This is a genomic window from Variovorax sp. GW458-11-26-14-LB1, from assembly GCF_059423965.1.
On record NZ_JBWKYW010000059.1, the window covers coordinates 1 to 18,467 of the forward strand.

Below are 18,467 nucleotides of genomic sequence, written 5' to 3' on the forward strand. Positions count from 1 at the left end.
ACGGGGCAGGGCGCCGGTGGTGGCGGAAGAGGAATCCATCGAGGAAGAAGGGGAAGAAGAAACGGCGTGCATCGGTTTCGAAGTGTCGCGCATCCTGTGCGACGGCTGCGCGCCGAAGTTTCTATTTATCAAAGCAATAGCTTGTTTAATTGAGGGGCGCCGCCTAGTATCCAGGCTCCTTTGGTGTTCCCCTTCGTTCTCATGTCGTCCTCCTCCTCTTCCCTCGATGCCGCCGCCGTTGGCGCGCCGCCGCCCACCGCCGCGTGGCGCGAGCTGTTCAGCGGGCGCAACGGCTGGCGCGCGCTGGCGCTGACCGGCGGCGTCGCGCTGCACGCGGTCAACGTCCACATCGTGACGACCGTGCTGCCCTCGGTGGTGCGCGAGATCGGCGGGCTCGACTGGTACGCCTGGAGCACGACCCTGTTCGTGGTCGGCTCGATCCTCGGTGCCACGCTCTCGGTGCGGCTCTTGGCCGCGCGCGGGCCGCGCGGCGCCTGCCTCACGGCGCTGGCCGTGTTCACCGCGGGTTCGGTGGGCTGCGCGCTGGCACCGGCCATGCCCTGGCTGCTCACAGGGCGCACGGTGCAGGGCCTGGGCGGTGGCCTGCTCGCCGCGCTGAGCTACGGGCTGATCCAGCGCGTGTTCGAACCGCGGCTGTGGCCGCGCGCGGTGGCGCTGGTGTCGGGCATGTGGGGCGTGGCCACGCTGTGCGGGCCGGCCGTGGGTGGGCTGTTCGCGCAGGCCGGCCACTGGCGCTGGGCCTTCTGGGCACTGCTGCCGGTGGCGGCGGCGCAGGCCCTGCTGGTGGCGGTGCAGCTGCGGCCCGCGGCCGGCATCCGGCATGACCGGCCGGCGCAGATGCCGCGCGTGCCGGCGCCGCAGATCGCGCTGCTGGCGCTGTCGGTGCTGGTGATCGCCGCCAGCGGCTTCTGGCCCGGCCTCGCGGGGCAGGCCGTGGGCGTGGCGCTGGGCCTGGCCATCGGCTTCGCCGCCACCCGCATCGACCGCCGCGCCGGCGCCGTGCGCCTGCTGCCGACCGGCGCCTATGCGCTTGGCACGCCGCTGGGTGCGATCTACGCGAGCGTCGCGCTGCTGCTGATCGGCACCACCACCGAAATCTTCGTGCCCTACTTCTTGCAGCTGCTGCACGGCCACACGCCGCTCATGGCGGGCTACCTCACGGCGGCGATGGCGGGCGGCTGGAGCATCGGCTCGCTGACCTCGTCGGGCCGCACTGGCGCAGGCGCCGACCGCATGCTGCGCGCCGGGCCGGTGGTCTGCACCGCAGGCCTGCTGGCGCTCGCGTGGCTGCTGCCGACGCCGGGGGCGCTGGACGCCAATGTCGAGACCTCGCTCGTGGCCGTGGCGCTGGCCGCGGTCGGCTTCGGCGTGGGCATCGGCTGGCCGCACCTGCTGACGCGCGTGATGGCGCTGGCGCCGCGCGGCGAAGAGGGGCTGGCCTCCGCCTCGATCACGACCGTGCAGCTGTACGGCATGGCCGTCGGCGCGGCCGTGGCCGGGCTGGTGGCGAATGCGGCGGGGCTCACGGTGCCCGGCGGCGTGGACGGTGCGCGATCGGCCGCGATCTGGCTGTTCACGGTCTTCGCGCTGGCGCCTGCCATCGCCGCCTGGCTGGCGTGGCGCGCGGTGGCGCGGCGCTAGGCCAGTACGCCTTCCCAGGCCAGCGCGCGCCGACGTCCACGTTCGCGGCGCGTTTCGCCGCGCAAGGTGGCGACGAGGTCGTACACATCGGCCGGCAGGTGCGCACCGCGCCACGCGATGTGCTGGTCGGCGCGGCACATCACGAGGCGGTGCGCATAGGCCTTGGGCAGGCTCGCGGTCTCGATGTCGAGCACCGTGAGCGGCATGCGGTAGGCGGCGGCCGCGCGCTCCAGCGGACGCACGTCCACGCTGCGGTCGAAGCGCAGCAGCGTGTAGCCCGGGCCGAAGGCGTCGTACAGCGAGCGCCCGTCGGCCAGCCAGAAATGCGGTGCGCGGCAGCCGGGCACGGTGGAGGGCGTGAACTCGCCCATCGAGTACGGCGGCGCGCGGTGCTCGCCGTCGGGCACGATGATCGGCGAGCCGGTGTAGAAGTAGCCGAAGTTGAGCCCGCCGCAGCAGAACTGCTGCACGTTGAGCGCGTAGGCCTCGCGGCCGATCTCGGCGCGCTGCGCGTCGCCCGCCGGGCCGGGCGCCTCGATGTCGGGCGGCACGGCGCGGCGCGCGCGGATCATCTTCTGCGCATGGTCCATCGCGAACTGCGACACCTGCTCGGTGATCGGCAGCCGCTCGGCCTCGTAGGCGTCGAGGATGGCCTCGTCGCCCCAGCCCTGCACGCAGGCGCCCAGCAGCCACGAGAGGTTGAGCGCGTCGGCGATGCCGGCGTTCATGCCGTAGCCCGCGTAGGGCACCCACAGGTGCGCGGCGTCGCCCGCGAGGAACACGCGGCCGTCGCGAAAGCGCGTGGCCACGAGGCGCCGGCCGATCCAGTCTTCCTTGCTGATGATGTCGTAGTGGAAGTCGGGCCCCACGCCCAAAATCTCGCGGATCGAGGTGTCGCGGTCGACCGAGTCGAACTCGGGCTCTTCGGCGTTCAGGTGGTTGTGCACCAGCCAGGTCTCGTGGCCGTCGATGGCGAACATCGTGCCGCAGCGGCGTGGGTTCATCGCGTAGTACGACCACGCGGGCTTGCCCGGAATCATGTCGCGCAGCTGCGGCGCACGGATGTAGGTCGACTGCACGCGCTGGATGACGGCCGTGCCTTCGAGCTTGGCGCCGATCTGCTTGCGCACCGGCGAGCTGCCGCCGTCGCAGCCGACCATGTAGCGGCAGCGGATGCTGCGCGTGGCGCCGCTGTCCATGTCGGTGGCGATGGCGCTCACGCCCTCGGCATCCTGCGTGAAGCGCTCGAAGCGCGTGCGGTTGAGCAGCGTCACGCCCGGCAGCGCGGCCGTGTGCTTCAGCAGAATCGGCTCGAGGTAGATCTGGTTGATGCGGTGCGGCGGCTCCGGCGTGGGCCACCACGCGTCGGGGCCCTCGGTCTCGGTGTAGCGGTCGCGCCGGCACGGAATGGGAATGCGCGTGAGCTCGGTGCCCGTCACCGTGGTGCGAAACACCACGTCGTTCGGGTGGTCGGCCGGCAGCCCGGCATCGCGCAGCTGCTGCGCCACGCCCAGGCGGCGGAACTGCTCCATGGTGCGCGAGGCCACGTGGTTGCACTTCACGTTCGGCGGCTCGGCGAAGCGGCGCGTCTCGCACAGGATCACCGAGACGCCGCGCGAGGCCAGGTCCATCGCCAGCGTGAGGCCCACGGGGCCGGCGCCGACGATCAGCACGTCGGCTTGCATCGAGGTGTCGGCGGTCTTCGTCATGTCTCTATCGGCTTGTCGTTCAATCGAGCTTGATGTGGGCGTCCTGGATCACCTGGGCCCACTTCTTCGTCTCGGCGCGGATGTAGCTGTCGAAGGATTCGACCGAGCCCGGCGCCGGCTCCACGCCGAGCGCGCGCATCGCGGTCTTCACCTGCTCGTCGCCGAGCGCCGCGTTGAGCTCGGCATTGAGCCGCGCCACCACCGGCGTGGGCGTGCCGGCCGGCGCGACCACGCCGAACCAGCCGGTCGAGTCGTAGCCCGGCAGGCCGGCCTCGGCCACCGTCGGCACCTCGGGCAGCATCGGCAGGCGCTGCGGGCTGGTCACAGCGAAGGCGATCAGCTTGCCGGCGCGGATCTGCTGCAGCGACGACGGCAGGTCGACCACCGCCAGCGGAATCTGCCCGCCCAGCACATCGAGCGCCGCCGGGCCCGAGCCGCGGTAGGGCACCTCGACCAGCCGCGTGCCCGCCATCTGGTTGAACAGCGCCGCCGACAGGTGCATGGCCGTGCCGTTGCCGCCGTGGCCGATCGACAGCGTGCCCGGCTTCGCCTTGGCCAGCGCGATGAGTTCGCGCTGCGTCTTCGCGGCCACCGACGGGTGGCCCACCAGCACGAAGGGAATGGCCGCCAGCATGCCCACGGGCTTGAGGTCTTTCTGCGGATCGAAGGGCATCTGCGGGTACAGGCTCACGTTGGCCGCCAGCGCGCCCGCCGCGCCCACGCCCAGCGTGTAGCCGTCGCCCGGCGCCTTGGCCACCAGCGTCAGCCCCACGTTGCCGCCCGCGCCGGGGCGGTTGTCGACCACCACCTGCTGGCCCAGCTTCTCGTTCAGGCGCGGCACCAGCATGCGCACCACGCCGTCGGCGCTGCCGCCGGGCGGGAAGGTCACGACCATGCGGATCGGCTTGGTAGGGAAATCGCCCGCCGGGGCCTGCGCCAGCGCGGTGCCGGCCACCAGCGCGCCGGCCACGGCCCACAGCAGTTGCCTGCGTCGCCCACGAAATGCGTGCATGCCGCAGGCGATGGGTGCTGTCATTCGGGCCTCTCCTTGAATTCGGTGCTTTGATCGGAGATTGAACGATGGCAGCATTCATTCGTAAATCAAGAAATTCCGAATGATTTTTCAAATTTTCTGATGAATACGAACTTCAGTCCTACGATCCGCCAGCTGCGTGCGTTCCTTGCGGTCTACCAGCTGCGCAAGCTCGGCGCCGCGGCCACGCGGCTGTTCGTCACGCAGTCGGCCGTGAGCATGCTGATCCGCCAGCTCGAAGAGGGCCTGGGCACGCGCCTGTTCGACCGCACCACGCGCGCGCTCAAGCCCACGGCCGCAGCCGAACAGATGATCTCCACCGTCGAGCGCGTGCTGCGCGACGTCGATTCGCTCTCGGCCGATTTCCGCGAACTCGCCACGCTGGAGCGCGGTCGCGTGACGCTGGCGATCACGCCCACGCTGGCCGGGTTTTTATTGCCCGATGCGCTGCGCGCCTTCGGCGAGCAGCACCCGAAAGTTCGCGTGCTGGTGAACGACTGCGCGCCCGACCAGTTTTTGTCGCGCATCCTCGGCGAGCACGTCGACTTCGGCATCGGCACGCCCGAGCGGCCCGGCCCCGAGGTCGAGGTGCAGCGCCTCATGCGCGACCACCTCGCCGTGGTGTGCCGCACCGACCACCCGCTGGCCAAGGCGCGCGTGGTGCGCTGGTCGGACCTGGGGCGCCACCCGGTTATCACCGTGCGCCCCGGCTACGGCGTGCGCCCGCTGATCGACGGCACGGCGGCGGAGGCGGGCGTGACGCTCGACGTGGTGAACGAGGTGTCCTTCCTGTCCACCGCGCTGTGGATGACGGCGGCCGGCATGGGCGCGTCGATCATGCCGTCGGCCTTCGCGCGCGCCGAGAAGAACCCGGTGCTCGTGGTGAAGGTGCTCAGCGCCCCGCGCGTGGTGCGCGACATCTCGATCGTCACCAAGCGCGGCCACTCGCTGTCGGCGGCGGCGCGGGCGTTCATCGAGGCGTTGAAGCAGAGCCTGCAGTAGCCGTGGCGGCGGGCCGGTCGTATGCTGGCCGGTCTTTTTTCTTTGCGCGAAAGCAGGTGCCCCATGACAACAACCACACGGTCCCGTTTCTCTTCCGCATGGCTGGTCCTGGCATTCGGCCTGATGCTGTCGATGCTGCTCGTGGCCTGCGGCAACAAGGAGGCCGAGCAGCGCAGCGCCTTCATCGCCTACCTGCAGACCCGCGTGCTCGACAAGCCCGGCTTGCGCGTGCCCACGCCCACCGCCGAAGAAAAAGCCTCGTTCGGCGACTACGCGCAGCACTACGCGGTGATCACCGATTTCAACGAAGGAATGAACAAGTCGGTGAGCCAGCCGATGACGCAGGTCATGAACAAGGGCGCGCTGCGCTCGTTCGTCGACCTGCCGGCGCGCCGTGACGATCTCAAGGCCGCCAAGGAGGGCCTGGGCGGCCTTCGCACCGCGCTCGATCAGCAGTTGGCCAAGGCCGATGCGGCACGCGCGCAACTCAAGCAGCCCGACGACCTGAAGCAGGTCTATGCCAAGGCCTACGAGAAGACCGTGACCACGCCCGCCACCACGTTCAAGGAGGTGTTCCCTCCGGTCGACGCCGTGATCGACAGTGCGTTGGCCATCGCCGATTTCATGGAGAAGAACAAGTCGAAGCTTCGGGTTTCCGGCGGCACGCTCACCGTGACCGACCCGGCCGTGGGGGACGAACTCAACAAGATGGCGCAGCAAATGGGCAAGCAGTCGGCGGCGATCAACACCGCGCAGGACAAGATGCGCGCGGTGATGCGCGGCTCTTGATCAGACGAAGTGGTCGAAGGAGCCGAAGCGCTGTGACACCGGCGCGCCGCTCGCATCGACGATGCGCAGCCCCGCGTCCGCTTCGATGCGGCCGATGCGCGTCACGCGCGTGGCGCTGTTCACGCCGGCCTGCAGGACTGCATCGCGGGCCGAGGCCGGCGCGGTGAACACCAGCTCGTAGTCGTCGCCGCCCGAGAGCGCGCAGGTGCGCAGCGCCTCGGGGGGCAGGCCGGCCGTGTCGACCGCGATCAGCGCGGTGGTGGCATCGGCATCGAGCGTGGCGCCCACGCCGCTGGCCGCGAGGATGTGGCCCAGGTCGCCGATCAGGCCGTCGCTCACGTCCACCGCCGACGTGGCGATGCCGCGCAGCGCCTGGCCCAGCGCCACGCGCGGCGTGGGCTGTTCCATGCGTGCGCGGGCTTGCGCGAAGGCCTCGGCGGGCAGGCTCAGTGTGCCGCGGAACACCTCGAGCGCCAGCCGTGCATCGCCGAGCGAGCCGCTCACCCAGAGGTCGTCGCCCGCGCGCGCGCCCGAGCGCAGCAGCGCGGCGCCGGCCGGCACTTCGCCGAACACGGTGATGCAGATGTTGAGCGGGCCGCGCGTGGTGTCGCCGCCCACCAGCTCGCAGCCGTGGGCGTCGGCCAGCGCGAACAGGCCGCGCGAAAAACCTTCGAGCCAGGGCTCGTCCACGCCGGGCAATGCCAGCGCCAGCGTGAAGGCCAGCGGCTTCGCGCCGCAGGCGGCCAGGTCGCTGAGGTTCACGGCCAGCGCCTTGTGGCCCAGCCGGGCCGGCTCCACGGTGGAGAGAAAGTGCCGCCCCTCCACCAGCATGTCGGAGGACACGGCGAGCTGCATGCCCGCGGCCGGCGCGAGCAAGGCGCAGTCGTCGCCCACGCCCAGCGGCGAGCGCGTGGCGGGACGTTTGAAATAGCGTGTGATCAGGTCGAATTCACCCATGGGTGCGAGAGCATAACGACCTGGCGCGGGGCCGCCCGCCGCGGCGCCCACGGGAAAGGGGGCTGACACTGGAAGCATTTTGTAATACCGTCATGCAAGCGGATACACCGAAAGTCCAAACAGGAGGAGGCCGCCATGACAGCCATCGTGCAGGGAGGCGTGTCCGCCGAGGCCGACACCGACCGGATCGTTGCCTTGCTGTACGACGGGATCACCTGTCCCGGCGACTGGTACGACGCGCTCGATGCCATGCGCGAGGTGCTCGGCGCCGCGTGCTTTCACACGCTCACGGTGCGCCGCACCGACTGCTCGGTGGTGGGCGCGGGGCTCGCCAACCTGGAGAGCCCGCCCGACAAGGTGCGCGAGTACGAGCAGCACCTGGCGCGCGACGACATCCGCATGCAGATGCCGGTCAACGCCCCGCTGGGCACGCCGGTGACCGACCACGCCTACTTCGGCGCGCGCACGCTGTCGCGCAGTCCGATCTATGTCGACTGGCTGGCACCGCTCGGCCTGCGCCACACGCTGGCCATGGGGCTGCGCGCCGACGACGACACGCGCGAAGTGCTCGGCTTCATCCGCCCCCGGGCCGAGGCGCCCTACGGTCCCGAGAGCGAGGCCTTCTGCCGGCGCCTGTCGCCGCACCTGGTGCGCGCCAGCGAACTGCGCGCCCGCATGATGCAGCTGGGCGAGCACGCGGCCACCGGGCTGTCGGCGCTCGACGCGCTGCCGCAGGGCATCGCCGTGGTCGACGAGGCCTGCCGCATCGACCACCTGAACACCCGCGCGGCGGCGTGCGCGGGCCGCGGCGGCCTGTTCGACAGCGCGCAGGGGCGCTTGCGGCTCGCGTCGTCCGCGCTGCAGTCGGCCTTCGAGCAGCGGGTGCGCGAGGCCTGCGCCCCGGCCGGTGGCGCGCGGGCCGGCGTGCTGCACCTGCCCGTGGCCGGCAGCGTGGTCCGCATCACGGTGCTGCCGCTCAAGCCCTCGCACCCGCTGGCCGTGCTGCGCCAGCGCCACCGCGCGCTCGTGGTCTTCGCCCATCCGGCCGAGGCGGCGCCCGTGGAGCCGCGGCAGCTGGAAAGCCTGCTCGGCCTGAGCCCGACCGAGGCGCGGCTCGCGCTGCTCCTGGCGAGCGGCAAGACCGTGAAGGACTTCGCCGCCGCGCAGCACTGCTCCGAACACACGGCGCGCAGCCACCTGCGCAACGTGATGCGCAAGACCGACTGCCACCGGCAGGCGGAACTGGTGCTGCTGGTGCAGTCGCTGCGGGACTGAGCAGCAGGTTCTACTGCGAACGGGGGATGGCGCCGCGCGGCGGTTGCGAGAACCATGGCGCCCTCTACACGAGGAGTTCGCCATGGCTGTCTACTGGGACGAGACCAAGATGCAGATGGGCCCGCACGGCACCGCGACCATCCTCGCCTTCGGCGATTCGTGGTTCTGGTACCCGCTGCCGGGCGGCAGCCTGCTGAACTTCCTGGGCGACGTGGTCGGCGCGCGCGGCCACGTGATCCTGGCCAAGGGCATGAACGGCGCGGAAGCCCAGGACTATGTGGAGGGCAAGTACCGCAACGCCGTGCGCGAGTCGCTGCGCCTGTACGGGCCGACGCTGTCGGCGGTGTTCATCAGCGGCGGCGGCAACGACTTCGCGGGCTTCAACGACCTGCGCCCGCTGCTCAAGTCCGATTGCACGGGCGAGACGCAGGCCGCGCAGTGCTTTCGCAACGGCAAGGGCGGCTTCGACCAGTTCCTTGTCGACATGGACGAGCAGTACCGCGCGCTCATCGGCCTCATCTACACCCGCACCAGCGTCGACTGCCACATCGTCATGCACAGCTACGACTACGCGCCGCCCACGGGCAAGGCGCTGTTCGGGCGCGAAGGCTGGCTGCGCCCGGCGCTGGTCGACGCGGGCGTGGCGCCCGAGCTGTTCAAGCCCTGCGTCGACCACCTCATCGACGGCTTCCACGGCATGCTGCAGAACATCGCCGCGGGCGACCCGCAGCACCTGCACGTGGTGGACAGCCGGGGCACGCTGGGCCCGACCGACTGGGCCAACGAGCTGCATCCCAACGGCCGCGGCTTCAAGAAGATCGCGGTGGAGCGCTGGAAGCCCGTGCTGCAGCCGTTGAGTCTGGCTTGAACTCTTGTGAAGTTCAGACGCCGCGCGCGCGGCGGTTGGACATGACCACGTTGTCCTTTTCGATCGCTGTACCGCTCTTCAGTGCAGCGACCCACACGTCGGTCGTCGCCACGGCCGCGAAGTTGCTGTGGAACACGACGCTGAACACGCGGTGGATCTCTTCGGCGCTCACGCGGCCGGCCGCGTTTTCATAAGGCAGCGCGCCGGTCGCGTCCGACAGGAACTCCACGTTCAGCCCGCGGTGCATGGCTTCGAACACGGTGGAGGCGTCGCAGTTCTGCGTCATGTAGCCGGTCACGCTCAGCGTGTCGATCTCGTGGCGCGCGAGCCAGTCGGCGAAATCGGTGCCGGTGAAGACGCTCGGGAAGGCCTTGGTGACCAGGTGGTCGCGTGGGCGCTTGGCGATCTCGGGGTGCAGCTGGCCGTGGAAGTTGTCGGCCTGGAAGACCGGCGCGCCCTTCGGCGCGTGGTGCTGCACCACCACCACCGGCACGCCGGCCGCGCGGGCCGCGTCCATGGCCTGCGCGATCTTCGGCAGCGAGCTTTCGACCGGCGGGTATTCGATGGGCAGGCCGCCGCCTTCGAAGTATTCGTTCTGCACGTCGATGACGACGAGGGCGCGGCGCGGTGCGGACTGGCTCATGGATATCTCCTTCGGTGGTTGTGTGTCTGGAATGGCTCGATTCTTCGCGCACCGCGGGTTTTGCGACAGTGGCCCGAAAGCCATTCATCGATAAGATCGGGCCATGCGCCCACCTGCAGCCGAAACCATCGCCGAGACCATTGCCGTGGTCGCCTTCGACGGCATCAGCCCCTTCCACCTCTCCGTGCCCTGCATGGTGTTCGGCGAAGACCGCACCGACACCGGCGCGCCGCGCTTTCGCGTGCAGGTCTGCGCGCCCGAGCCCGGGCCGCTCGCCACCAACGCGGGCTTCACGCTCGTGGTGCCGCACGGCCTGGAGGCGATCCGCCGCGCGCAGATCGTGGTGGTGCCGTCCTGGCGCGACGACGGCCGGCCCGCACCGCCCGCGCTCATCCGTGCGCTGCAGGCGGCGCACCGGCGCGGCGCCACCGTGGTCGGGCTGTGCCTGGGCGCCTTCGTGCTGGCCGAGGCCGGCCTGCTCGACGGCCGGCCCGCGACCACGCACTGGCACCTGGCCGCGGCGTTTGCCAAGCAATATCCGCAGGTCGTGCTGCAGCCCGAAGTGCTGTACGTGGACGACGGTGACGTGCTCACCTCGGCGGGCACGGCCGCGGGCATCGACTGCTGCCTGCACCTGCTGCGCGTGCGCTACGGCGCCGACACCGCCAACCGCGCCGCGCGGCGCATGGTCGTTGCGCCGCACCGGCAGGGCGGGCAGGCGCAGTACATCCAGCAGCCCGTGCCGGCAGCGGCCGAACGCGACCGGCTCACGCCGCTGCTTGAATGGCTGGGGCGGCATCTGCAGGTGCCGCACGAACTCGATGACCTGGCCAAGCGCGCGCTCATGAGCCGGCGCACTTTCACGCGGCGCTTTCGCGAATCGACGGGCACGACCGTCGGCCAGTGGCTGCAGAACCAGCGCCTGGCGCTGGCGCAGCGGTTGCTCGAAACGACCGACCGCTCGGTGGAGCGCGTGGCGGCCGATGCGGGCTTCGGCTCGGCGGTGCTGCTGCGCAAGCACTTCGCCACGGCGTTCAAGGTGTCGCCGACGGTGTACCGCCGGCAGTTCTCCCAGGAGGCCGTGGCCGCCTGAACAACGTCAGGCCGCGCCGCGAAAGCGCAGCGAGGCCTGGCGCACCACTTCCGCCAGCAGCCGTTCCTTGCCCTGCTTCTCGCGCAGCCAGCGCGCGTCGTTGCGGTTGGCCTCGACGCTGGTGCGCAGCTCGCCCAGCGCCTGCGTGGCGTTGAGCGCCTCGCTGTGCCATTCGAGCTGGGTCATGGTCATCAGGATGTGGTCGCGCAGCGGCATGTGCTGGCCGCTGGCCGGGTCGACATACACCGCGTCCAGGCCGAAGCGGCAGGCCTGGAAGCGGTTGTAGGTGTAGACGAGGTAGTCGTCCTCGCTCGGCTCGAAGGGCTGCTCCTGCAGGAACCACGCGGCCAGCGACTGCACGTAGCCCGCGAGTGCGGCGGCGCGCTCGATGGTGAGCGGCGTGTCGAACACGCGGATCTCGATGGTGCCGAACTCGGGCTTGGGGCGGATGTCCCAATAAAAGTCTTTCATGCTGCGCACGACGCCGGTGCGGGTCATGCGTTCGAAGTAGGCCTCGAATTCCTTCCAGCTCGTGGTGAAGGGTGCGCGGCCCGAGAGCGGGAACGCGAACACCGAGTTCAGGCGTGCCGAGTCGAACTGCGTGTCCTGCCCCTGCACGAACGGCGACGAGGCCGACAGCGCGATGAAGTGCGGGATGTAGCGCGACATGCGGTGCAGCATGAGCAGCGCCGAGTCGGCGTCGGGGCAGCCGATGTGCACGTGCTGCCCGAAGATGGTGAACTGCTTGCTCAGGTAGCCGTACAGCTCCGACAGCTCGCGAAAGCGCGGCTTGTCGTAGATGCGCCGTTCGTGCCACTGCTGGAACGCATGCGTGCCGCCGCCGACCACGGCGATGTTGAGCTTGTCGGCGTTCTTGATCAGTGCCTCGCGGATCGGCGACAGCTGCGTGATCACGTCCTGCGCCGAGTGGCAGATGTCGGTCGAGATCTCGATCATGCTCGAGGTCATCTCGGGCACCACGCTGCCGGGCAGCGGCGTCTGCGCCATCAGGCGCAGCATGTCTTCGGCATACGGCGCGAGGTCGTAGTCGTGCGTGTTCACGAGCTGCAGCTCGAGCTCCACGCCCAGCGACAGCGCCTCCGACTTGTTGAAGGGCTCGAGCTTGACGGCGCGGCTGGCCGGATCGGCGGGCAGCGGCGCGGAGCGGACGTCGTCGCTGTCCGGGTCGATCGGGAGGACGGAGGTGGGGTTGCTGTTGCTGCTCATCGCTGCGTGTCTTCCGTGGTGTTGAAGGCCTGCGGCGTCCAGGGGACCGAACTCTCGCCCACGGCGTGGATCGCCACGGTGGCGAGCACGGCGCCCATCACTTCCATCAGCAGGATCGAGGGCAGGGCGACCTGCGTGATCATGGTGCCCAGAAGCGGCGAGGCCGAGGCGAAATTGGAGGCGATCAGCAGGGCGATCGACGACAGCGGCGTCATCGCGCAGCCGACCCAGAAGGCCTGCTTCCAGCTGGCGCCGCTGCCCGGGTTGGCAATGGCCACGCCCGAGATCTTGGTGACCAGGCGCACGCCGATCACGGCCAGCACCACGCTGGCCACGGGCAGCGTCCAGTCGGCCTGGGCCGCCACCATCGACACCAGCACGAACATCAGCATGGTCAGCAGCGACGAGGCGGTGCCGAGCTGGCGTTGCCAGGCCCAGGGCTTGGGGTTGAGCGTCTTGAGCAGCACGCCGCCGATCAGCGCCGCCAGCGGTGCCGAGCCGCCGATGTGGGCCGTGAGCGCCGCGCCCGCCGCGATGATCGCCAGCAGCAGGATCGAGGTGTTCTCGCTGTTCGGGCTCATCACGCGCAGCGCCGAGCGCAGCGCCAGCGCCATGATCGCGCCGACCACGAACGACATGCCCAGCACCACCGCCACCGGGTAGAGCTTGAGCATCAGCGACTGCGGTGCGCGCTCGATCAGGCCGGCCTGCGCGTAGCCCAGCGTGAGGGCGTAGAAGGTGTTGAGCGTGGCCAGCGTCATGGCGCGCTCGGTCACCGGGCCGGCGGCGCGGGTGTCCATGATCACGCGGCTGAGCACGGCGGGCGAGGCGACGATCGCCATCAGCGCGATGGGGTTGGCCACCGGCTCGGGCAGGCCCAGAAGAATCAAGATCCAGTACACGCCGAAGTAGGTCAGCCCCGCCTCCAGCAGGCTCTGCACCAGCACCATCGGGTTGTGGCGGAACCAGCGCAGCGGCAGCCGCCCGCCCGCCTCGAACAGCACCACGGCCGCGCCCAGCTCCAGCAGGAACAGGCTGATGCCGCGCAGCGGCCAGATCGCGCCCTCGAAGCCGGCAAAGCCCACCACCGCGCCCACCACCGAATAGCCGATGACCTTGGGCATCCCCAGGTAGCGCTGCACCAGGTGGCCGGAGGCCGCGGCAGCCGCCACCAGCAGGGCCCACAGCACGGTGGGCAGGCCGGCCGAGGGGCGCGCCCATTCGGCCCAGAAGCCCTGGAGTTCGGCGAGGAGTGCGGTCAGGTTCATGTAGGCAGGAAGAAGCTCACCGGCCGGCTGCGCCAGCGGGCCCAGATCGCGCTGCGGATGCGGGCGCGGTCACCGAGGCTCACGCTGTGCGCGCGCAGCGCCAGACGGAAAGCGAAGTAGAAACTCACGCTCACATTGAGCGCGCCGATCACCGGGATCGCCGCAACCGCCCACCACAGGGCCGGCTGGTGCAGTGCCGGCAGGCCCATGGATGCCGCCGCGGCCGCGATCTGGCCGGCCGACAGCGTGACATGGCGCACATCCAGCCCGAGCCCGAAGAAGCCCGCGAACGCGGGCAGCAGTCCGAGCATGAGTCCCAGCGAGATGTTGGAGGCGAAGCCTGAGATGTGTGTGCGCATGAAGGCGGCCCAGCGACGGGCCCGGGCGGCACCGAGAAAGGCGCCGATGCGAGGGTTGTAACGCATGGCGGAGTCCAGGCGATGCAGGACAAAGGCGTTTTCTGTCCATCCGGCGATGATGCTGGACGAAAACAGCAGGATGCCGGTGATTGCCGCGAAAAGCACGGTCGGTCCGAGCAGCGACAGCGAATGCAGCGTGGAGGCCGCATGCGCCGCGTCCAGCAGCGGCCGGCCCAGCGCGGCCTGCCAGCCCAGCACCAGCAGGCCCACCGCCGGCACCACCAGCAGCACGTTGCCCAGCACGGCCGCCACCTGCGAGCGCACGAGGTTGGCCACCTCGTCGACGAACTGGTCCACGGCGTCGTCCGACTTGATGTCGCGCAGCCGCGCCGCCATCGCGGGCGCGGTCATGGCCGGCTGCTTGGTGGCCAGCGTCAGGTGCAGCAGCTGGATCGCCACGAAGCTGGCCGCGTACATGAGGCCCGCGGCCAGCCCGCTCCAGAAGGCCGACAGGGCCAGCGCGTAGATGCCGAACTTGGCCAGCACCGTCAGCGCCGTGAAGGCGCCGCCGCCGGCGGCCTTCTTCACCATCTGCAGGTAGCTGCGGCGGTCGCGGGTGATGTAGTGCTCGCCGGTCTCGGCGCTGCGCTCGGTCACCTTGGCCGCGAGCATCGACGAGTTGGAGGCGATCAGCGCGCGGATGCTGTTGCGCTCGCCGCCCGCCAGCACCAGCTTGCCGACCAGCCGCGCCATGCTGGGCCCCGGCACGGGCGACATCAGGCAGTCGAGCAGCTCGCGGATGCGCAGCACGCGCTCGCGCAGCTGGCGCAGCCGGAACACCAGGCCGACCGAGATGCCGTTGTCTTCCAGGTGCGTGTAGACCGACGAGGCGCTGGAGCGGCAGGCGTCGAGCCGGTCGCGAAAGGCCACGAAGGCAGCCTGCAGCGATTCTTCGTCGCGGGGCAGGGCGAACATCTGCTCGCGCAGCGCGTCCAGGTCGGCCATGAGGGCGTGGAAAGGGCGCGCCTCGCCCGCTTCGGGGCTGATGCGCAGCCGCAGCTCGGGCGAAAAGCCCGTCGCCACCACCTGGCTGCAGCAGTAGGTGACGGCGTCCATCACCGTGTGGCGCCAGCGCGCCGAGCCGGCGGGCATGGGCGCGGCGTCGGCCAGCAGCGCGCCGATGCGCGCGAGCTGGGTGTCGTCGAGCAGCGCGATCCAGCCGGCGTCGAACACGCCGGGCAGCACCAGCCGGAACAGGTCCGAGGCGTCGGTGGTCTCGGGCGTGCCGGGCAATATCTTGCGGCGCATGCGTTCGCCGAACTCGCTCAGGAAGGCGGTGCGCGGCGCAAAGCCGTAGTCGGCCAGCAGCGCCGTGAGGTCGACCGACTGCGTGAACGCGCGCCACCAGGCGCGCAGCCGGTCGCACAGCTCGGGCCGCGCCTCGACGGCGTCGAGCAGCAGTTGCACGCGGCCGATGGCGGCCTGCGGCGAGGCGCGGTCGCCGCGCAGCCAGTCGAAGAGGTTGATGAGCCAGATGTGGCGCTGCGCCACATCGGCCGTGGGGTCGAGGCCGGCAAGCAGCCCCTGCAAGTCGCGAGATGCAGCAGCCATGATGAATTCGTAACGGATCAGTGCGGGGAACACCGCGGAACCGGCTCAGCCGGGCCGCTGGTGTTGCCCCCGGCGAGGGGGAAGGAGAAGCGACACGAAGTGCGCGAAGCCTGGGGAGTACCTAGTGAAGCACGCGCGAGACGGGGGCACCGCCGATGTCGGCTTCGAGCACGAACATGGGAACGGGCACGTCGAAACGCTCGCCTTCTTCGGTCACCACGAAGAAGCTGCCGTGCATGGTGCCGCTGGCCGCCTGCAGGCGGCAGCCGCTGGTGTAGCGGAACGATTCGCCGGGCGCCAGCAGCGGCTGCTGGCCGATCACGCCGAGGCCCTTGACCTCCTGCGCATGCCCAGAGGCGTCGTTGATGAGCCAGTGGCGCGCGATCAATTGCGCGCCCACCGTGCCCACATTGGTGACGGTGATCGTGTAGGAGAAGGTGTAGACGTTGTCCTTGGGCGAGGACTGGTCGGCCAGGTAACGCGGTTCGACCTGTACGCTGAAGGGGCTGTGTGACATGGGGCGCATGGTAACGGAGGCCTTTCCTCGGACTTCCGACGGCTGCGAGAATCCGGGGTTATGAGCAGCACCCCGTTCCGCATTGCGCCCTCCATTCTTTCCGCCGACTTCGCGCACCTCGGCCAGGAGCTGACCGACGTGATCGCGGCCGGCGCCGACTGGATCCACTTCGACGTGATGGACAACCATTACGTGCCGAACCTGACCTTCGGCCCCATGATCTGCCAGGCCCTCAAGCCCTACGCCAAGACCGCCGACGGCACGCCCGTGCCCATCGACGTGCACCTGATGATCCAGCCCGTCGACGCGCTGGCCGCGTCTTTTGCGCAAGCGGGCGCTGACTACATCAGCTTCCACCCCGACGCATCGACCCATGTGCACCGCAGCATCCAGGCCATCAAGGCCGCCGGCTGCAAGCCCGGCCTGGTGTTCAACCCGGGCGCCGGCCTCGAGGCGCTGGACTGGGCCATCGACGACATCGACCTCATCCTCATCATGAGCGTCAACCCCGGCTTCGGCGGCCAGAGCTTCATCGACTCGGCGCTGCGCAAGATCGAGCAGGCGCGCAAGCGCATCGAGCAGAGCGGGCGCGACATCCGCCTGGAAGTGGACGGCGGCATCAAGGCCGACAACATCGCCCGCGTGGCCTCGGCCGGCGCCGACACCTTCGTGGCGGGCAGCGCGATCTTCAACGCCAAGGACTACGGCGCGGTGATCGGCGACATGCGCCAGCAGCTGGCCACCGTCAAGGCCTGACCTTGCCGTCGGCGGTGCGCTCGGGCGTGAGCCCGCGGTCGGTGTCGACCACGCCGCGTTCCACGTCTTCGTAGCCGCGCCGGCCCTTCTCGGGCGGCTGGCCGTCCTGCATCACCTGGCTGTCCGACGACTGGTCGCGCTCGTGCGGCAGGCGCGGCGCCGATTCGCCGTCCTTTTCGACGCGGGTGGTGTCCTTCTTGTCCTTGCGCGGCTGCTGGGCCATCGTGTGCTCCTTCAAAGTTCGGGTCTGGCGCCAGCTTGCGCGGCGCCCAGCCACGGGGCAGTAGGACAGGCCAGGGCGCGGCTGTAGGTTCGCGCTGCACGCCCGCCATGCCACAGGGTCTTGCCTTTTGCGTGGCCACAGTCGCCTCCGCATAATCGCCCGCATGTCCACCCCGCTTTTCGACGACGCCGCGACCGCCACCGACAGCCTGCGCCTGCATGCCTTCGCGTCGCTGAACCCCGGCCCGCGCCTGCTCGTGATCGGCGGGGTGCACGGCGACGAGACCTGCGGCACCGAGGGCATCCAGCGCGTGCTGGCCGACTTCGATGCCGGCGACTTGCGCCTGCTGCGCGGCGAACTCACGCTCGTGCCCGTGGCCAACCCGCTCGCACGGCGGCGCCTGCAGCGCGAGGGCCAGCGCAACCTCAACCGCCTGTTCCGGCCGAGCGAGACGCCGGCCGACTACGAGGCCCGCATCACCAACCGGCTGGCCCCCGTCATCGCGCGCCACGACGTGCTGCTCGACCTGCATTCCTTCCAGAGCGAGGGCGAGGCCTTCGCCATGATCGGCCCGCGCGACAACAGCGGCCCCCTCGAACCCTTTGCGCGCGCGCAGGAAGAAGGCCGGCTCGCGCTGCACATCGGCACGCCCATCGTGGTCGAGGGCTGGCTCGACATCTACGCCGCCGGCCTCGCGCAGCGCGGCGCCGCTGTCGACGAGGCCGCCATCGACTTCGGCCGCGGCACCAACGAATACATCCGCAGCTGCGGCGGCTACGGCGTCACCCTCGAATGCGGCCAGCACCAGGACCCGCAGGCGCCGCAGGTGGCGTGGGCGGCCATCCGCCGCACGCTCGCGCTGCTGGGCATGGCGGCGCTGCCGCCGGGCCTGTCGGCTGCGCCCCCGCAGCCGCCCCAGCTGCTGCGCCTGGCCAGCGTGACCGACCGCCTGCACGAGGACGACAGCTTCGTGCGCGACTGGGCCACCTTCGACCCCGTGCAGCGCGGCGAACCCGTGGGCATGCGGCACGACGGCACGCTGGTCAGCGCGCCCGACGACGGCTTCATCGTGTTCCCCAACGCCCTGGCGCTGCCGGGCGCCGAGTGGTTCTACTTCGCGCGGCCCAGCGAACGCGTGCTCGACCCGACCGCCTGAGGCTCGCGCCTGTCGGCGCCCTCCTACCGGTGACGCCCACCTTCTCCCACAGACGGGGAGGGGCGGCCACTACGGCCCGCGCACCGGGCCCCCCCTAAGCTTCCTCTTTGCGGATTTGCCGGCTTGCGGCCCCGCTTCTCTCGGAGGGAAAAACATCATGGAAATCTCGGCACTGTTCGACTCGCTCATGGGCACCTGGGGCGACGACATCCTGATCTGGGCGGTGGCTGCCGTGACCGCCTGCATCGGCCTGATCGCCGTGGTGAACGTGCTCGACATCTTCATCGGCAGCGGCAACAGCAACGAGGCCGGCTGAGCC

At 70.3% G+C, this 18,467-nt stretch carries 18 protein-coding genes; 9 read left to right on the forward strand and 9 right to left on the reverse strand.

The window, feature by feature from the left end; genetic code table 11:
- Positions 1–201 precede the first annotated feature (201 nt).
- Positions 202–1,662: an MFS transporter gene (locus AC07YS_RS27590; protein WP_495269571.1), complete on the forward strand. Its 1,461-nt coding sequence runs from the start codon at positions 202–204 to the stop codon at positions 1,660–1,662.
- Here the strand turns inward: AC07YS_RS27590 and AC07YS_RS27595 are convergent.
- Both AC07YS_RS27595 and AC07YS_RS27600 read right to left on the reverse strand, forming a co-directional pair.
- Complete coding sequence (locus AC07YS_RS27595) at positions 1,659–3,371, reverse strand: FAD-dependent oxidoreductase (protein WP_495269572.1); 1,713 nt, start codon at positions 3,369–3,371, stop codon at positions 1,659–1,661. The genes AC07YS_RS27590 and AC07YS_RS27595 overlap by 4 nt on opposite strands.
- Positions 3,372–3,390: 19 nt before the next feature.
- Positions 3,391–4,407 (reverse strand): Bug family tripartite tricarboxylate transporter substrate binding protein, encoded by a 1,017-nt coding sequence (locus AC07YS_RS27600; RefSeq protein WP_495269573.1) that lies wholly within the window; start codon positions 4,405–4,407, stop codon positions 3,391–3,393.
- 99 nt (positions 4,408–4,506) lie between these two features.
- Here AC07YS_RS27600 and AC07YS_RS27605 point away from each other — a divergent pair, with 99 nt between their 5' ends.
- Together AC07YS_RS27605 and AC07YS_RS27610 are read left to right on the forward strand one after the other, a co-directional pair.
- On the forward strand, positions 4,507–5,406 hold the full coding sequence (locus AC07YS_RS27605) for a LysR family transcriptional regulator (RefSeq protein WP_095743373.1): 900 nt from the start codon (positions 4,507–4,509) through the stop codon (positions 5,404–5,406).
- Positions 5,407–5,469: 63 nt separating this feature from the next.
- Positions 5,470–6,195 carry a DUF3053 domain-containing protein gene (locus tag AC07YS_RS27610; RefSeq protein WP_139702156.1) on the forward strand — a complete coding sequence of 242 codons (726 nt, stop codon included), beginning with the start codon at positions 5,470–5,472 and terminating at the stop codon, positions 6,193–6,195.
- Here the strand turns inward: AC07YS_RS27610 and thiL are convergent, their stop codons facing one another.
- Positions 6,196–7,152, reverse strand: a complete 957-nt coding sequence (thiL, locus tag AC07YS_RS27615; protein ID WP_159278730.1) for a thiamine-phosphate kinase — start codon at positions 7,150–7,152, stop codon at positions 6,196–6,198.
- A 135-nt stretch (positions 7,153–7,287) separates the two neighbouring features.
- On the opposite strand from thiL, the gene AC07YS_RS27620 reads away from it, so the two are divergent.
- On the forward strand, positions 7,288–8,427 hold the full coding sequence (locus AC07YS_RS27620; protein WP_369644928.1) for a helix-turn-helix transcriptional regulator: 1,140 nt from the start codon (positions 7,288–7,290) through the stop codon (positions 8,425–8,427).
- 82 nt (positions 8,428–8,509) lie between these two features.
- Positions 8,510–9,295, forward strand: coding sequence for an SGNH/GDSL hydrolase family protein (locus tag AC07YS_RS27625; RefSeq protein ID WP_095743377.1), 786 nt, complete (start codon positions 8,510–8,512; stop codon positions 9,293–9,295).
- 13 nt (positions 9,296–9,308) lie between these two features.
- Here AC07YS_RS27625 and AC07YS_RS27630 read toward each other — a convergent pair whose 3' ends face one another.
- Positions 9,309–9,938 carry an isochorismatase family protein gene (locus AC07YS_RS27630; protein WP_070063758.1) on the reverse strand — a complete coding sequence of 210 codons (630 nt, stop codon included), beginning with the start codon at positions 9,936–9,938 and terminating at the stop codon, positions 9,309–9,311.
- Between the two features lie 103 nt (positions 9,939–10,041).
- On the opposite strand from AC07YS_RS27630, the gene AC07YS_RS27635 reads away from it, so the two are divergent.
- Positions 10,042–11,031, forward strand: a complete 990-nt coding sequence (locus AC07YS_RS27635) for a GlxA family transcriptional regulator (protein WP_495269574.1) — start codon at positions 10,042–10,044, stop codon at positions 11,029–11,031.
- Positions 11,032–11,037: 6 nt separating this feature from the next.
- On the opposite strand, the gene AC07YS_RS27640 is transcribed toward AC07YS_RS27635, so the two are convergent.
- The 4 genes from AC07YS_RS27640 to apaG form a co-directional block, all read right to left on the reverse strand.
- Complete coding sequence (locus tag AC07YS_RS27640; RefSeq protein ID WP_062480995.1) at positions 11,038–12,258, reverse strand: YbdK family carboxylate-amine ligase; 1,221 nt, start codon at positions 12,256–12,258, stop codon at positions 11,038–11,040.
- A complete protein-coding gene (locus AC07YS_RS27645; protein WP_495269575.1) occupies positions 12,255–13,526 on the reverse strand; it encodes a cation:proton antiporter in 1,272 nt (423 codons plus the stop codon). Before AC07YS_RS27645 ends, AC07YS_RS27640 begins: the two co-directional genes overlap by 4 nt.
- On the reverse strand, positions 13,523–15,496 hold the full coding sequence (tlpB, locus tag AC07YS_RS27650) for a transporter-like protein TlpB (protein WP_495269576.1): 1,974 nt from the start codon (positions 15,494–15,496) through the stop codon (positions 13,523–13,525). The genes AC07YS_RS27645 and tlpB overlap by 4 nt, the downstream gene beginning before the upstream one ends.
- A gap of 121 nt (positions 15,497–15,617) precedes the next feature.
- Positions 15,618–16,013 carry a Co2+/Mg2+ efflux facilitator ApaG/CorD gene (apaG, locus tag AC07YS_RS27655; RefSeq protein ID WP_062481013.1) on the reverse strand — a complete coding sequence of 132 codons (396 nt, stop codon included), beginning with the start codon at positions 16,011–16,013 and terminating at the stop codon, positions 15,618–15,620.
- A gap of 60 nt (positions 16,014–16,073) precedes the next feature.
- Between apaG and rpe the strand changes: the two genes are divergently transcribed.
- Positions 16,074–16,769, forward strand: a complete 696-nt coding sequence (rpe, locus tag AC07YS_RS27660; protein ID WP_062480999.1) for a ribulose-phosphate 3-epimerase — start codon at positions 16,074–16,076, stop codon at positions 16,767–16,769.
- On the opposite strand, the gene AC07YS_RS27665 is transcribed toward rpe, so the two are convergent.
- A complete protein-coding gene (locus AC07YS_RS27665) occupies positions 16,759–16,992 on the reverse strand; it encodes a hypothetical protein (RefSeq protein ID WP_062481001.1) in 234 nt (77 codons plus the stop codon). The two genes, rpe and AC07YS_RS27665, sit on opposite strands and share 11 nt — an antisense overlap.
- 163 nt (positions 16,993–17,155) lie before the next feature.
- Here AC07YS_RS27665 and AC07YS_RS27670 point away from each other — a divergent pair, with 163 nt between their 5' ends.
- Both AC07YS_RS27670 and AC07YS_RS27675 read left to right on the forward strand, forming a co-directional pair.
- Positions 17,156–18,148 (forward strand): succinylglutamate desuccinylase/aspartoacylase family protein, encoded by a 993-nt coding sequence (locus tag AC07YS_RS27670; RefSeq protein WP_495269577.1) that lies wholly within the window; start codon positions 17,156–17,158, stop codon positions 18,146–18,148.
- A 157-nt stretch (positions 18,149–18,305) separates the two neighbouring features.
- A complete protein-coding gene (locus AC07YS_RS27675; RefSeq protein WP_167394958.1) occupies positions 18,306–18,464 on the forward strand; it encodes a hypothetical protein in 159 nt (52 codons plus the stop codon).
- The last annotated feature ends 3 nt before the right edge of the window (positions 18,465–18,467 follow it).